Source organism: Colwellia sp. MB02u-10, assembly GCF_014077185.1.
GTDB lineage: Bacteria > Pseudomonadota > Gammaproteobacteria > Enterobacterales > Alteromonadaceae > Cognaticolwellia.
In genome coordinates this window covers 144,753-158,235 of record NZ_JACGVK010000135.1, presented here as the reverse complement: position 1 = coordinate 158,235, position 13,483 = coordinate 144,753, and the positions used below count along the sequence as shown (strand labels likewise).

General features: G+C 38.0%; 12 protein-coding genes. 6 read left to right on the top strand and 6 right to left on the bottom strand.

Annotation, left to right across the window (positions count from 1 at the left end):
• The first annotated feature begins 111 nt into the window (after positions 1 to 111).
• The gene (locus H4J59_RS16470) at positions 112 to 309 is read left to right on the top strand and encodes a CPXCG motif-containing cysteine-rich protein (RefSeq protein ID WP_182137935.1); all 198 of its coding nucleotides are present in this window, start codon (positions 112 to 114) and stop codon (positions 307 to 309) included.
• 129 nt (positions 310 to 438) lie between these two features.
• On the opposite strand, the gene H4J59_RS16465 is transcribed toward H4J59_RS16470, so the two are convergent.
• On the bottom strand, positions 439 to 1,338 hold the full coding sequence (locus H4J59_RS16465; protein WP_310733215.1) for a DMT family transporter: 900 nt from the start codon (positions 1,336 to 1,338) through the stop codon (positions 439 to 441).
• Between the two features lie 292 nt (positions 1,339 to 1,630).
• Between H4J59_RS16465 and H4J59_RS16460 the strand changes: the two genes are divergently transcribed.
• The 4 genes from H4J59_RS16460 to H4J59_RS16445 all read left to right on the top strand — a co-directional run bounded on the left by H4J59_RS16460 (position 1,631) and on the right by H4J59_RS16445 (position 5,226).
• Positions 1,631 to 2,500, top strand: coding sequence for an MBL fold metallo-hydrolase (locus tag H4J59_RS16460; protein ID WP_182241093.1), 870 nt, complete (start codon positions 1,631 to 1,633; stop codon positions 2,498 to 2,500).
• A gap of 6 nt (positions 2,501 to 2,506) precedes the next feature.
• Entirely contained in the window at positions 2,507 to 3,280 is a 774-nt protein-coding gene (locus H4J59_RS16455) for a sulfite exporter TauE/SafE family protein (protein WP_220469860.1), read from the top strand.
• Between the two features lie 111 nt (positions 3,281 to 3,391).
• Positions 3,392 to 3,973 carry a DUF3365 domain-containing protein gene (locus H4J59_RS16450; protein WP_182241092.1) on the top strand — a complete coding sequence of 194 codons (582 nt, stop codon included), beginning with the start codon at positions 3,392 to 3,394 and terminating at the stop codon, positions 3,971 to 3,973.
• Positions 3,974 to 4,191: 218 nt separating this feature from the next.
• Positions 4,192 to 5,226, top strand: a complete 1,035-nt coding sequence (locus H4J59_RS16445; protein ID WP_310733214.1) for an endonuclease/exonuclease/phosphatase family protein — start codon at positions 4,192 to 4,194, stop codon at positions 5,224 to 5,226.
• A 257-nt stretch (positions 5,227 to 5,483) separates the two neighbouring features.
• Here the strand turns inward: H4J59_RS16445 and H4J59_RS16440 are convergent, their stop codons facing one another.
• The 5 genes from H4J59_RS16440 to H4J59_RS16420 form a co-directional block, all read right to left on the bottom strand.
• Positions 5,484 to 6,389, bottom strand: coding sequence for a ribose-phosphate diphosphokinase (locus tag H4J59_RS16440; protein WP_182241091.1), 906 nt, complete (start codon positions 6,387 to 6,389; stop codon positions 5,484 to 5,486).
• Positions 6,390 to 6,410: 21 nt separating this feature from the next.
• Positions 6,411 to 7,940, bottom strand: a complete 1,530-nt coding sequence (locus tag H4J59_RS16435; RefSeq protein WP_182241090.1) for a thymidine phosphorylase family protein — start codon at positions 7,938 to 7,940, stop codon at positions 6,411 to 6,413.
• A gap of 417 nt (positions 7,941 to 8,357) precedes the next feature.
• The gene (locus tag H4J59_RS16430; protein ID WP_182241089.1) at positions 8,358 to 8,810 is read right to left on the bottom strand and encodes a universal stress protein; all 453 of its coding nucleotides are present in this window, start codon (positions 8,808 to 8,810) and stop codon (positions 8,358 to 8,360) included.
• A 15-nt stretch (positions 8,811 to 8,825) separates the two neighbouring features.
• Positions 8,826 to 10,214 (bottom strand): MBL fold metallo-hydrolase RNA specificity domain-containing protein, encoded by a 1,389-nt coding sequence (locus H4J59_RS16425; protein ID WP_182241088.1) that lies wholly within the window; start codon positions 10,212 to 10,214, stop codon positions 8,826 to 8,828.
• A gap of 18 nt (positions 10,215 to 10,232) precedes the next feature.
• Complete coding sequence (locus H4J59_RS16420; protein WP_182241087.1) at positions 10,233 to 10,703, bottom strand: cytochrome C; 471 nt, start codon at positions 10,701 to 10,703, stop codon at positions 10,233 to 10,235.
• Between the two features lie 1,379 nt (positions 10,704 to 12,082).
• Between H4J59_RS16420 and corA the strand changes: the two genes are divergently transcribed.
• Entirely contained in the window at positions 12,083 to 13,303 is a 1,221-nt protein-coding gene (corA, locus tag H4J59_RS16415) for a magnesium/cobalt transporter CorA (protein WP_182241086.1), read from the top strand.
• Positions 13,304 to 13,483 lie beyond the last annotated feature (180 nt).

The window sequence follows — 13,483 nt, the reverse complement described above, 5'->3', positions numbered from 1 at the left end:
AATCAGTTTAGTTAGCGTATTATGAAGTCATTAATATGAGTAAAAACGAGTAATTATGCTTGCTCGTTATATCTTTAGCATGTCGTTAGAAAAATATTGGAGAAGGTAAAATTGAATGAATTAACTAAGCAGTCAATAGGGTGTCCTTATTGTGGTGAAACAATTAAAGTGCTGATCGACTCATCCGACATGGAACAGCAATATATTGAAGATTGCCAAGTATGTTGTAAGCCAATAAACTTTTTGGTGACTAGCAGTATGGACGGTGATCTTAGCGTTCGTGTTTATAGTGAAGATGAAGCGTTTTAATTAAGACAGAAAAACCTAGATAGGTGTCACTAATCTAGGTTTTTAGCTATTGATAAATTTTTATATTAATAGCTTATTAAATTTACATCATACATGTCAGTGCTTTTTTGGTTTAAGTCCACGTTTACATTATAGTTTTGCTGCTTTTTTTGCAGGCAACTGCACAAAATAGTACCTACCAAGTATTACCGTTAAAATACCACCAAGTACCAATATTGATGACTCAATTAAACGCAGGGTGATTAATTCACTGGTAAATGTAACACCACCAATAGCTGCAATTATTGGCACCAACAACTGAACAACCGCGGCTTGAGTGACTGACAGTGTTGTCAGTGCGATATACCAGACAAAATATCCGATGCCAGAGGCAATAGCGCCAGACAATACCGCGAGCAAAAAACCTGTCGAGGTGATGTAAGCATTATTAAAGCCAAAAACTATCAGGGCCAAAATAAAAGGTGAGGTTCTAAGGAAGTTATGAGCGGTATCGCTAAGCGCATTTTTAGATTTTCGTCCTATCAAGGTATAGAAGGCCCAAGCCATACCTGACATGCTCATCAGCATGAAGCCCATCAATGACGGCGTGGTCAAACTAGGAATAACTAAATAGGCAAAGCCGCCAAAGGCAATACTTAAGCCTAACCATTCTGATATATGCAACTTATTACCTGAAATTACGCTGGTAATAATCATGGTTATTTGTACCGCACCAAATAAAATAAGTGCTCCGGTGCCGGTATCTAATGAAATATAACCATAGGAAAAACTTACCGCGTAAATAAATAACATACTAGCGGCTAGCCAACTTCCCTTCGACTTACTCTCTATTTTTTCTGACTTTGCTTTACTGGTTACCTTGATTAACGCTAACAATATAATAATACCCGAAACCAGTCTTACAACAGTAAAGCTTGCGGCGTCAATGGTGTTTTCGCCCAAGGCTAGCCGACATAGCACTGAATTAGCGGCAAAAGCTAAAAGAGCGAAAACGGTACTGACAATCATTTTTACAGGGTTTGTATTCAAGAAAATACCTTTTCAGAAAGTAATGCCATATTACTGGTAGATAAAATATGGTTAGTTCCACCAATGCAGATAAGTACTTTATCACTAATGTAGTGTGATTAACCATTGCTACAATTAACTACTTTATATTAGTGACCTCTAATGTAGTATGTGCTAATGTAGTGGTTAGGTAACTGATATCACCGCTAACAAAATTGACAGTATTAAATCTAGATAGTAGCTGTCTTGTTGATTTCGTTCTAACCTTTATTTGAACGTCTAAAACCTAAATACCCATTCAATAGAGATTAAAATGACTGATTTAGCCATAAAGTGTTTTTTTGATGAAATAACCAATACCGCAACTTACTTAGTAGCAGACAGTGTCGCAAAGCAATGTGTCATTATTGATTCGGTATTAGGTTTTGATATGTCATCAGGCGCGACATCAACGGCGTTAGCGGATGAAATTATTGATTTTGTCACAGCAAAAAAATGGCAGTGCTTATGGATTTTAGAAACACACGCCCATGCAGACCACTTAACAGCGGCGCCATACCTGCAAAAAAAATTAGCCGGTAAAATCGCCATTGGTAAACATATTGTTGATGTGCAAAAAATATTCAAGCCTATTTTTAATTTTGAAGCTGAATTTTGCACTGACGGACAACAGTTTGATCAACTTCTTCATGAAGGTGATGTACTTGAATTAGGCCGTTTCACCATTAAGGTATTACATACCCCTGGACACACACCAGCTTGTGTAAGTTACCTTATTGATAACAACGTTTTTGTTGGCGATACTTTATTTATGCCTGACTATGGCACCGCTCGGTGTGATTTCCCCGGTGGTGATGCAGAAACTTTATATCACTCCATTCAAAAAATATTTTCGCTGCCTGACAATACCTGTATTTTCATCGGACATGATTATAAAGCTGAGGGCAGAGAACAATATGTTTGGCAAAGCAGTGTCGCCGAGCAAAAATCGAACAATATTCATATTAATAATCATGTTTCAGCGCAAGAATATGTCGCCTTTAGAAATAAAAGAGATATGACCTTAGCTATGCCAAAACTGATTTTACCCTCGGTGCAAATCAATATTCGAGCAGGGCACTTTCCAAAAGCCGCAGATAATGGTTTGCAGTATTTAACGCTACCTATAAATGCTTTTAAGTAATTAATCATGATCGAACTTATGCTTATTATTTTTGTTGCGATACTTATTGGCCTGAGCTTGGGCTTGCTGGGCTCAGGTGGTTCGATATTAACTGTGCCTGCGTTGACTTATATTGTTGGCCAAGATGAAAAAACCGCTATTGCAAGCTCACTCGCCATTGTCGGATTAATTGCGTTTTCTGGGGCAGTAAAATTTCAACAAAATAAAATGATCCATTGGCCGGTTGTGTTGCAGTTTGGTTTGCCAAGTATGTTATTTAGCTATCTTGCAGCCGGGCTTTCAATTTACTTATCAGGTAGAGAACAGCTAAGTCTATTCGCGGTGATTATGCTGCTAGCGGCATTTTCAATGCTAAAAGGTAAGGTTAACGCTCCTGACAAAACGCTTAGCGATAATGTTGTGCTTAAATTGGTTTTTATTGGCGCTATTGTTGGCAGTATTACCGGATTGGTTGGCGTAGGGGGCGGTTTTCTTATTGTTCCAGCATTACTTGCATTTACTCGGATGAATATGGTCTATGCCGTGGCAACGAGTCTAGCCATAATCACGCTGCAGTCGTTAACAGGTTTTATTAAATACTTTTCTATGTCAACACAGATCGATTTAAAATTAAACTGGCAAGTTATTGTTATTTTTGCTCTTATTGGTTCAGTTAGTAGTTTATTTGGTCAAAAAATAGCAACCAATGTACCCCAAGAAAAACTAAAGAAATTTTTTGCTATATTTTTATTAATCACCAGTGTGTCTATATTAATTCACTCAATCAGTGACTTTTTTTAATACTTGCTTTAATTCCAGGTGCAGAAAATAAGATGATTTATGACAAAAGTACAGGAAATTAATCTACATTTTCTTTATAAACAGTAACACACCATAACAATGGAGAAGTATATGAAATCAATCAGTATTAATATGTTATTAACCAGCGTTTTAGCAATGTCACCATTACTTGTTAATGCCGATGAAACCCTGCCTATGCAAGATATTCAGCAAGCGCGTTCTTTGGTAAAGGCTTTTGGCAGCGATTTAAAATCTGTCTTAATCACGACAATGAAAACAGCCGGCCCTATCAAAGCACTAGAGGTCTGTAATACACAAGCCGGACCTATTGCTGAAAAAAATTCTGCCTTGTCGACATGGGATATCGCTCGAACTTCACTAAAAGTGCGTAATACCAGCAATGCACCTGATGTTTGGGAGGCAACTATTTTACGCCAGTTTGAAATACGCAAAGCGGCAGGAGAAAATATAAACACCATGGAACATTCTGAGGTAGTGCAAGTAGGTGAGAAAACTGTTTTGCGTTATATGAAGGCAATACCTACGGGTGGCTTATGTCTAGCATGCCATGGCAGCAAGTTAGCTGATGACGTAAGCAGTAAAGTCAACGAGTTATATCCAAACGATCAAGCCACAGGTTTCAAGTTGGGTGATATTCGCGGCGCATTTACCTTACAGAAAATAAAGCTTTAGGGATTTTTACCCTAGTAGTTTGATAAACCAGTAGGATAAAAGTTGGGATAATTTATTTTGCTGGTTTTTAAGTTAATAATTTTAAGAAACGATAGGGTATAATTATTTATCATCTTTTTCTTAGAGTTAATATTATCCACCAAGCAGATAAAAAAGTAATAAATCAGCTACCGTCCTCTGAAGCTGTATCTATATCAGAAACAAATACCGAACTTAAAGTGGCTACTTTTAATTTGTTCAATTACCTTGAACCCCCTAATGCTTTTTATGATTTTGAGCGAATTTATAGCGCAGAGCAATGGCAAAAAAAGCAAAAATGGGTGGCTGATTATTTGGCTGAATATCAGCCAGATATTATTGGTTTTCAGGAGGTTTTTAGTACAGAGTCGTTGAAAGCATTAGTTACTGGGCAGGGCTATACTTATTTTGCCGTGGTTGATCAACCGCGGGTCATTGATGATTTTATTTACCAACGTCCTGTTGTCGCCATAGCTTCACGTTATCCTATTGTTGAAGTCAACGCGGTAAAACCAAACACTGAACTTGCCGAAAGTTTAGGTTTAGCTAACGACTTTTCTTTTAGTCGTAAAGTCATCAGAGCAACGATTGAAGTACCTCATATGGGTCACTGTGACTGTTATGTGGTGCATTTTAAATCTAAACGTTCAATGCTTGAAGTTGATGAGCAAGATAAAAAACGCTCAGCAGAAAAAACCATTATTGAGAGCTTAAAAGCACAAGTAGCGGGCGGTTGGGGGTCCACTATACAACGTGGTAGCGAAGCAACCTTATTAATGATTGATATGATTGAACGACGAGAGGCAACTGCTCACCCTATGATATTAATGGGTGACTTTAATAATAGCTTAGCGGATGGCGTGTTAAGTCATTTACTCACTAACACCTTACGCTTTGTTTCTGCGATTGACCGTGATGCTTATCTGGCCAAATATTGTTTAAACGACGCTTGGGATTTATTCCAAGTAGCACAAACTAATGACAACCATGAAACTAAGCCTGCTAGTCAAGCAGAAAAGGTAACGCGTACCCCAACTCATTACTTTGGTGCAGGCAGCTCGGTACTCGATTACCTTTTATTTTCCTGTGAATTTGATGCCGGTTATCACGACAGTCTTTATCAAGTCAGTGACTATCACACATATGACCGACATTTAATTAATCCTATTTTTGAACGTGATGGCGAAAGTACCGATCATGGTATTGTTTTAGTGACATTAACGTTAAGATCATAAGGCTCGATGGGGCTCGCTTGTCAGTCTTTTCTAGGTTGGACTTGAGTGCCTTAGGTTTTAATCGATAGCTGTCAGTAAAATAGCTTTCAGCTTTCAGCTATCAGTTAACAGTTAACAGAAAACAATAGCTGACAGTTTTGTTTTCTGGTCTGTTTGGCTTTTGCTTAACAGTTGTCGGAATAAATTCCGACCTACAAGGTATTGCCCAACGTGATGTTATTCTCGTATGTACTATGTAGGTTTAATGTCGGTTGGTTTTAGTCTGTTATATTTATCTTTTTTAACTGCCTTGCTAGGGTATCGATAATACTAAAGGCATTAGTGCTATGTAATACGCTGTCTGAACTCCAAATATTTGTCACACCCATATCCTTTAGTCTTGTTAAGGCGTTATCAACAAAAAAGGCATGAGTGACTATGATTGAAATACTCATAGGGGCTTGTTGTTGTATTTGTTTAACGGCTTGTTCTAGGGTTTTTCCAGTGCTGGCAATGTCATCGACAATGATCACGTCTCGGTTGCTTAAGCTTACGGCTTTATTTTTATCCTTTATGTTCAAGCTGACCGCAACATTTTTATCACCAAAACGCGCTTTTGTCGCAATCACATAAGGCCACTGGTGTGGTTGAGCAATAGCTTTTACCCACTGCTCAGACTCTTCATCAGGGCCAATAAGGACAGGTTGACTAAAATGTTGTTGTAAAAATTTTGACATAGCACCCGTGGCATGCAAAGCGCAGGCTTGAGTAATGGGAATGGCTTCATTTAGGTTATTGATACGGTGTAAGTGTGGGTCGATAGTAATAACGCTATCAAAATAAGCGGCAAGTAAGTTGCCAATGATTTTTTGACTGACGGCTTCTCCGGGATTAAAAGCAATATCTTGCCGCATATAGCATAAGTAGGGTGCTACTAAGGTGATGTGCTTAACGCCTTGATTTCTGGCCGCGGCTGCCGTGATGATCAGTTCAGTCATCTTTGCATTGGGGTTATTTAATGTCCGGCAAATAATAATATGTTTTGGCAGGGTTGTTGGCAATGTTACCTTTGTTTCACCATCAGGAAATTGGTGTAACTTTACCTGCTTAAACGCCACTGATAAACTTTTAGCTAGCTGCTGAGCAGGTAACAAATAATCATCAAAGCCTAGTATTAAGGTCATTTTTTCTCCTAAAGATTAATATTAAATAAAGTAGTTGTCGTCTGTTGATGGGGGATTTTTCGCTATAACATATGCACTGTTCTCATGTGCAAATTGTGTTGAAAATTCAAAGTCACTTTTAAAACTGGCATAGATAATAAAAAGCGTGTCACCTTTTTTTACTTTATCTGCTACTTTTTTAACCAAATCAACACCGGCATTTTTCTCTATAGGTGCCCCCGCCAAACTCGCTATATGGGCAATATTTAAGTTATTTATGGCGCTAACATAGCCACTTTTACTTGCGAGCATTGCATACTCTAATGGGGCCTTACCTTGTTTTTTGGGGCTTGCTCCTTGGGCAAGGATAATGGCTTGCATTTTTTCAAAAGCTCGGCCAGATTCTAAAATATCTCGAGCAATATTGTAACCTTGTCCACCTCTTACATCGGGGTCAAACTCTAAAATTCTACCGGCTAAGCGTAGCGATTTTTCACGTAAATCACTGGGTGCATTTTTATGATTACTTAACACTTGTTGGACATCTCTGGCCTCTAATGCAGGGCCTACACCATTGCCGATCGGTTGAGAGCCATCACTGATCACTACATCGATATGTAAACCAAAGAGATCGCCAATATATTCAAATAATTTCCTTAAGGCTAACGCCGCTTGGTTATTGTGAATTTTAGCGGATGGGCCTACAGGTATATCAATGAGTAGATGTGTTGAACCCGCGGCTATTTTTTTAGATAAAATCGAGGCAACTAGCTGTCCGGTTGAGTCCATTGATAAAGGGCGTTCAACGGAAATTAAAATATCATCAACAGGTGCTAGTCTTGCTGTGCCACCCCAGGTCAACATGGCACGATGTTGATGTACTACCTTTTTCATTTCCTCAATAGAAAGCTCCACGTTAGCTAACACTTCCATGGTGTCGGCGGTACCCGCAGGTGAGGTAATGGCTCGGCTAGACGTTTTAGGCATTAACATACCGTGTGCCGCTACAATTGGCATCACTATCATAGTCGTACGATTACCAGGAATACCGCCTATACAATGTTTATCAACAACTATATTTTCACCCCAGTTTAAAACTTCGCCGGTATCAACCATGGCTTTTGTTAAAAACAACACTTCTTGTCGTTCTAAGCCATTATGGCTACAGGCGACTAAAAATGCAGCAATTTCCATTTTAGAATAACGATTTTCTAAAATATCTTGGCAAATAAGGTGAAACTCATCTTTTCTTAACGATTCACCGGCAATTTTACGATGTACGGCTTTAAGTGATATGGGGGGCTTAGCTGGCGCAATTCTTACGTCAACTCCCTGTTCTTTGCCTAATTGTTTAAAAGCCTGGATACTTAAACCCAGCTCATTAATATCAACAATAGTGCAGTCATCAACAATGTTTAATACCGCAAGCACGGGGCCACCATTGCCCGCTATATAAATTTCTATCTTCATTAACGCCTGAAAACCCTCGGTGCGATAGAGTGGGCAATCGCGATGCAAGTAAGCAACATTTTCTTTAAATGTGTCAATGGCAACAGCTTTTAGTTTTAACATAAGGTGAAAAATCCTTCTCACTAAGATAATAGTTAGGGCCGAGCTTTACTGCGCACGTAACCCTCTTCATACTTTATTTAGTATTTTTTTTAGTATTTTTTTTAGTAGGTTTTTGTAGTTTGGGTTTTACCTCATCATTTTGATTTAAGATTAAATTTGGGCTATCAAGGCTTAACCTGAAAGCATAAAATCCAACTTATAAAAAGTCATGGTGATTAACGAGTTGGCTCAGGTTAAAATATAGTGAATTAAAACTGTTTGGCTGTTTATATTTTTGGTGACTGGACAGTGATAAACAGGGCAGTGATAAAGCGGCAAAACGAGTTTTGCCGCTTTATAAACCCAGTATTTAATTAGAGCGTAGAAGATGTAAAAGCCATACTCATTTTAGGGTCAGGATGCACTGTTTTTATAGGGTTATTCATTAAAACGTACGGCGAGTACATCACATTTTGCGCCGTGTAAAAGGGCATTTGCGGTGGAGCCTAATAATAATCGTAAACCATGCACGCCATGGCTGCCGGTTATAATCAAATCAACTTTATGCTGCTCAGCAAAGGCTAATATTTCTTCACTCGTTTGTCCTACGGGTATATGCAGATTTTTCTCAGAAATATTAAGCCTTTTAACCAAAGGTTGTAGGGCCTCTTTGGCGCGGTCTTGAAATATTTTTGTTGTGCTAACACTGTCTGAAGCGTCAAGGTTAGGCACAACGCCATACATACCACTATAGTAAACGTTAGCTATTGGCTCTACCACGTGCATAATACTCAGTTTAGCTTGAGTCAGTTGCTGCAATTTTTCGACCTTATCTTCAATATAACTTTTAGTTTCATTTATCTCTGTAGCAAATAAAATGTGCTTATACATAAAATTCTCCCTTGTTTAGATAATAATATTTTTCTTATAACTGGCTTGCACGACATTAGCTTGGTATTGATGTTTTAATTTCTGTGCTAATACGCTCATGGCTTCTTCCTCGCCATGCACCAATACTACTGGCGGTGTATTTTCAAAGCCTTGATACCAGTCTAATAATCCTTGTTGGTCGGCATGAGCTGAAAAACCTCCAATGGTGTGAATTTGGGCATTAACTTGTACTTTTTCACCCCATAAATTAATATTTTCAGTACCGTCAACAAGTGACCGGCCTAAGGTGCCTCTGGCTTGAAATCCAACAATAATTACGTGGGCATTTTTCCGCCAAATGTTATGTTTAAAATGGTGTTTAATTCGGCCTCCTGTGCACATACCACTACCGGCAATAATAATTGCACCTGAGTTTATTTGATTGATCATCATTGAGTATTCAGTTGTTTCTGACATGTGCAGGTTAGGTAAATCAAATATACCCTGATGATTTTCTTCAACATCTGTCGCTTTTTTATCATAAACCTCCCTGTGTTTGGCATAGACCTTGGTCGCTTTTATCCCCATAGGGCTATCGAGAAAAATTTGCCAGTCAGCCAGTTGCCACGCGTCAAAGTGTTGTTTAAATTCATAGAGTAACTCTTGCGTTCTACCAACTGTAAAAGCTGGAATTAATATATTACCTTTGCTGCTTTTAGCATGGGCAATAATATCGCCCATTTCTTGCCAAGTATCGGCCCAACTGCGATGGAGTCGGTCTCCATAAGTGCTTTCCATTATCACGAGATCAGCATATTTAACTTGAAAAGGATCACGTAAAATAGGGGCATTTTTATGACCTAAATCACCACTAAAAACAACTTTTTTACTTTCGCCATTTTCAGTAAGCGTTAATTCAACAATAGCTGAACCAACAATGTGGCCTGCATCTCTGAGGGTGAGTTTAACGCCTGAACAAATCTCTAGTTCTTTGTCATAGCTAAGGACTTGAAAATATTGTAGTGTTCTGGTCGCTTCTTCGGTGGTGTAAAGTGGCTCTATTAATGGTAAGCCTTTACGTTCACGTTTTTTGTTTTCCCAACGTGCTTCTTTTTCATGGATATAACCAGAGTCAACCAGCATAATTTCACATAGATCTGCGGTCGCACTATGGGTGTATATATTGCCATGATAACCTTCTTTTATTAGCATGGGTAAACGCCCTGTGTGATCAAGATGAGCGTGACTAACAATCACGGCATCAAGTTGGGCAACATCAAACGGGAAGGGGTCATGATTGTGTCGTTCATGATTTTTAGAGCCTTGTAACATGCCACATTCGAGTAATATGTTTTTATTATTAACTTGTATCAAATAGCACGAACCAGTAACTTCTCTGGTAGCACCAAAAAATTTAATATTCATTGAAAACTCCCGTAATCATTAATGTGGATAGTATTGATACTTGGTGTGTTTATAAGGCACTAGTTGATAATTGGGCTGTAAAAAAGATACTAAATCAATAAGTTCAGTGACGGTCATCACATCATTAAATATCTTCATATTTGATTGACCATTTGCAGCTTTTGCTGCTGGTAAATATGGGCTAGAAAATTTATGCGAAGGATTGATAACCGAAGTCACTAACTCTGCGTAAGTGACGATTTGGGTTTTATTACCACCGATAGTAATAGCAATTGTTGGATGTTTTTCAACATTTTCCTCTGCAATTTCAATATCATTAACATTGTTAAGTGTGTGGCAAGCGGAACAGTTAAACTTTAAAAATACTTTTTTTCCTGAGTCAACATTGCCTTTAGGTAAACTAAAGCCTCGTGGTGAATCAACGCCTTTACTACAACTCAGTAGTGTTAATGACATAATGATAAGTAAAGTAAGCAGGGTATATTTCATTATTAATCCTTAATTTTTATTGGCCGGTTTAACTAAACTACTCATTAAATACATTATTAATTCAACCTCTTATTTGATCCCTTATTTGATAAGTAATGGGAAAATAAGGGATACACTTTTGAACTGCATTTTTCTAGAGCATTTGAAATACTGTCATCTTTAATATCACGTCTTATAACGGTTTTAACGATTGATAATAAAACATATAGTTTCCTTTTCTATAGCAAAACATTACGCTTAATTGCTTAGGTAGCCTGCTCAAGCAGTAAATATATGCTGCGATTACCACACAACGTAAACTTGCGTATTGTGAACATTTCACTCGCAGTTTGTCCCATTAATCTTTGCTACAGAAACATTGGCTACAGATCACTTAATAATCTAATTACATTCAGCTTGGCATGTAGTTCCTCAGGTAGCACTAGTTTATAAGGCCCAATATTGATTAAGATCAATATTGGCTTAATTGGTAGGTAGTTAACCCTAATGTCGAGGAGGTACTGACAAGAGTGAGTGCAAATAATGTAGATAAACAGATGAAAAAAAAGAGTGGTAATTTGGCTGTTCACTCATGCCTTATTTGGTTTTTTCGATAGGTTTTTGTCAGCTTATAGCACTAATTTTAGTAATAGTATTTCAATGTACTATGACAGAGATACTCGATATCGAGCCAGGTTTAAGGGTTAATTTAATTTGATGATTAAATATAGTCAAAGATAGTAAAACAAAAAAATCAGTCATATTTCAGCAAAAAACAGGTCAGAGTTATCGCCATAATATAGCTACTGTCGTGAGACTAAACATTAAATGTACTAGGTGTTTATTTTTACTTCAGAATAACAGCAATGAATGTCTTCTTTTAATTTCACATAAAAACAAAGGCTTATTATTTTATTTTGGTAACGCGTAACACTAAATGTATTAATATGCTTTACAGTGAACAGAAGTAACGCCACAGGCAATATTTTTGCACTAATAAACAACAGCAATGAGTAAATACTGTTGTTTATTAGAATAACCGAATAATTCAAAGCTCTGGCCAGTTTTTTAGTGGCTAAATTAGCATCAGCGTAGATGTTGGCTAATATTACTAAACCTGTTAGTACTTAGCGGTTTTTAAATATTTAAACAGAATATTCTCTCAGTGCAGAAATTTTGTATCAACTATTGAATGAGGCATAAAATATTGTCGAAAACACCTAAGACAGATGAGGAAATTAAACTGGCTTTATTGTTATTTATCGCTGCAAGTTTATTCATATAAATGATAGGTATAGGTTGGTGCGTGTAAAGTCGGTACGCCTTGAATGCATTTTGCAAATTCCGTGCTAGCCTTTTTTGATCCGGATTGATTATTTCAATAGATATAAGGGATGAATATGTCTAAAAAAGCACGTAATAGTAAAAGTAGCACGGCTAAGGTTGTTATCGGTAAGCCCAACAAAGGCATTAATTTACTTGGTTCTTCGTTGAGCCTGTCTGGTGTCAGGACGAAAAATCGCCAGCACCGAGTTAAACCAGGCGCCTTACCTGGTATTGAACATATTGCCGATGCTTCTACTGCCCCTGCACCTGACAGCATTTGTATTAATTATATCGATTATTGTGCTAATCAACTAGAAACCGGCAGTGTTACTGATCTTGACGCATTTCTTGCTAAGCCACTGCGCGACTGGCTAACTGTCAGATGGATCAACATCAGTCCACCGCACCCTTATGTTATTAATCAATTTCGGCAACATTTTGAGTTTCACACGCTAGCGGCAGAAGACGTTATGCATATCCCTCAACGTCCTAGAGTCGAGCTCTTCGACGATCATCTGTTTGTAGTATTGCGTATAATGCAACTGATTCAAGCCGAACCTAGCAACATCAATAACATAGCAACGAGTAATGAGTTAGATTCTGAGCAAGTCAGTCTTTTTCTTTATGATAATGTCTTGATCACCTTTCAGGAAGAAAAGGGTGATGTCTGGCAACCTATCCGTGACCGACTGCAAAAAGATAACGTGCGCATTCGTAAAAATGGCACAGATTATCTGCTCTATGCACTACTTGATGCCATTGTTGATCATTGTTTTCCGGTGCTCGAACAATATGGTGATGTGCTTGAAGCGCTTGAACAGGTCACGCTGAATAACCCCTCAGTGGAAGTCTTGCACAGCATCCATAGTGTTAAACAGCAACTTGCCCTTTTACGACGTATTGTTTGGCCGATGCGAGAAGTTGTTGATCAACTCTATCGTGAGGAGGATGGACGCATCACTGATACCACCAAGCCTTATTTGCGTGATGTCTATGAGCACACAATTCAAATTGTTGAAATTATAGAGTCCTATCGCGAAATGGCCAGTGGCCTGACCGACTTATACATGTCTGCCGTGTCAAATCGTATGAATGAAATTATGAAGGTGTTAACTATTATGGCCTCAGTGTTTATTCCATTAACCTTTATCGTGGGTGTTTACGGGATGAATTTTGAGTATATGCCGGAATTAACTTGGCGCTGGGCTTATCCAGCAATATGGTGTTTTTTTATCTTGCTTACCATCGCGATGCTATTTTATTTTTGGCGTAAAGGCTGGATTGGAAAAAATTAGCTTAGGTTAACGTCAATACCATTTATTCATAAAGCTTAACCTATATAAAAAGTCAAAAGCTCGTTTCTCGCAGAAAAAATATCAGTTGTAAGTAGATTCACAAGAAAAAGCGAGCAGATAAATTTAGTAGTAGTTAATTCGTGACATTATTTAGGCTGAAATAGCTAAAAAAAAGCGCAG

Excerpts from the sequence above, each read along its gene's own strand:
- corA (WP_182241086.1), top strand. The coding sequence starts at position 12,083 with ATGTCTAAAAAAGCACGTAATAGTAAAAGTAGCACGGCTAAGGTTGTT.
- H4J59_RS16425 (WP_182241088.1), bottom strand. The coding sequence starts at position 10,214 with ATGAATATTAAATTTTTTGGTGCTACCAGAGAAGTTACTGGTTCGTGC.
- H4J59_RS16440 (WP_182241091.1), bottom strand. The coding sequence starts at position 6,389 with ATGACCTTAATACTAGGCTTTGATGATTATTTGTTACCTGCTCAGCAG.
- H4J59_RS16455 (WP_220469860.1), top strand. The coding sequence starts at position 2,507 with ATGATCGAACTTATGCTTATTATTTTTGTTGCGATACTTATTGGCCTG.
- H4J59_RS16420 (WP_182241087.1), bottom strand. The coding sequence starts at position 10,703 with ATGAAATATACCCTGCTTACTTTACTTATCATTATGTCATTAACACTA.
- H4J59_RS16460 (WP_182241093.1), top strand. The coding sequence starts at position 1,631 with ATGACTGATTTAGCCATAAAGTGTTTTTTTGATGAAATAACCAATACC.
- H4J59_RS16450 (WP_182241092.1), top strand. The coding sequence starts at position 3,392 with ATGAAATCAATCAGTATTAATATGTTATTAACCAGCGTTTTAGCAATG.
- H4J59_RS16435 (WP_182241090.1), bottom strand. The coding sequence starts at position 7,940 with ATGTTAAAACTAAAAGCTGTTGCCATTGACACATTTAAAGAAAATGTT.
- H4J59_RS16430 (WP_182241089.1), bottom strand. The coding sequence starts at position 8,810 with ATGTATAAGCACATTTTATTTGCTACAGAGATAAATGAAACTAAAAGT.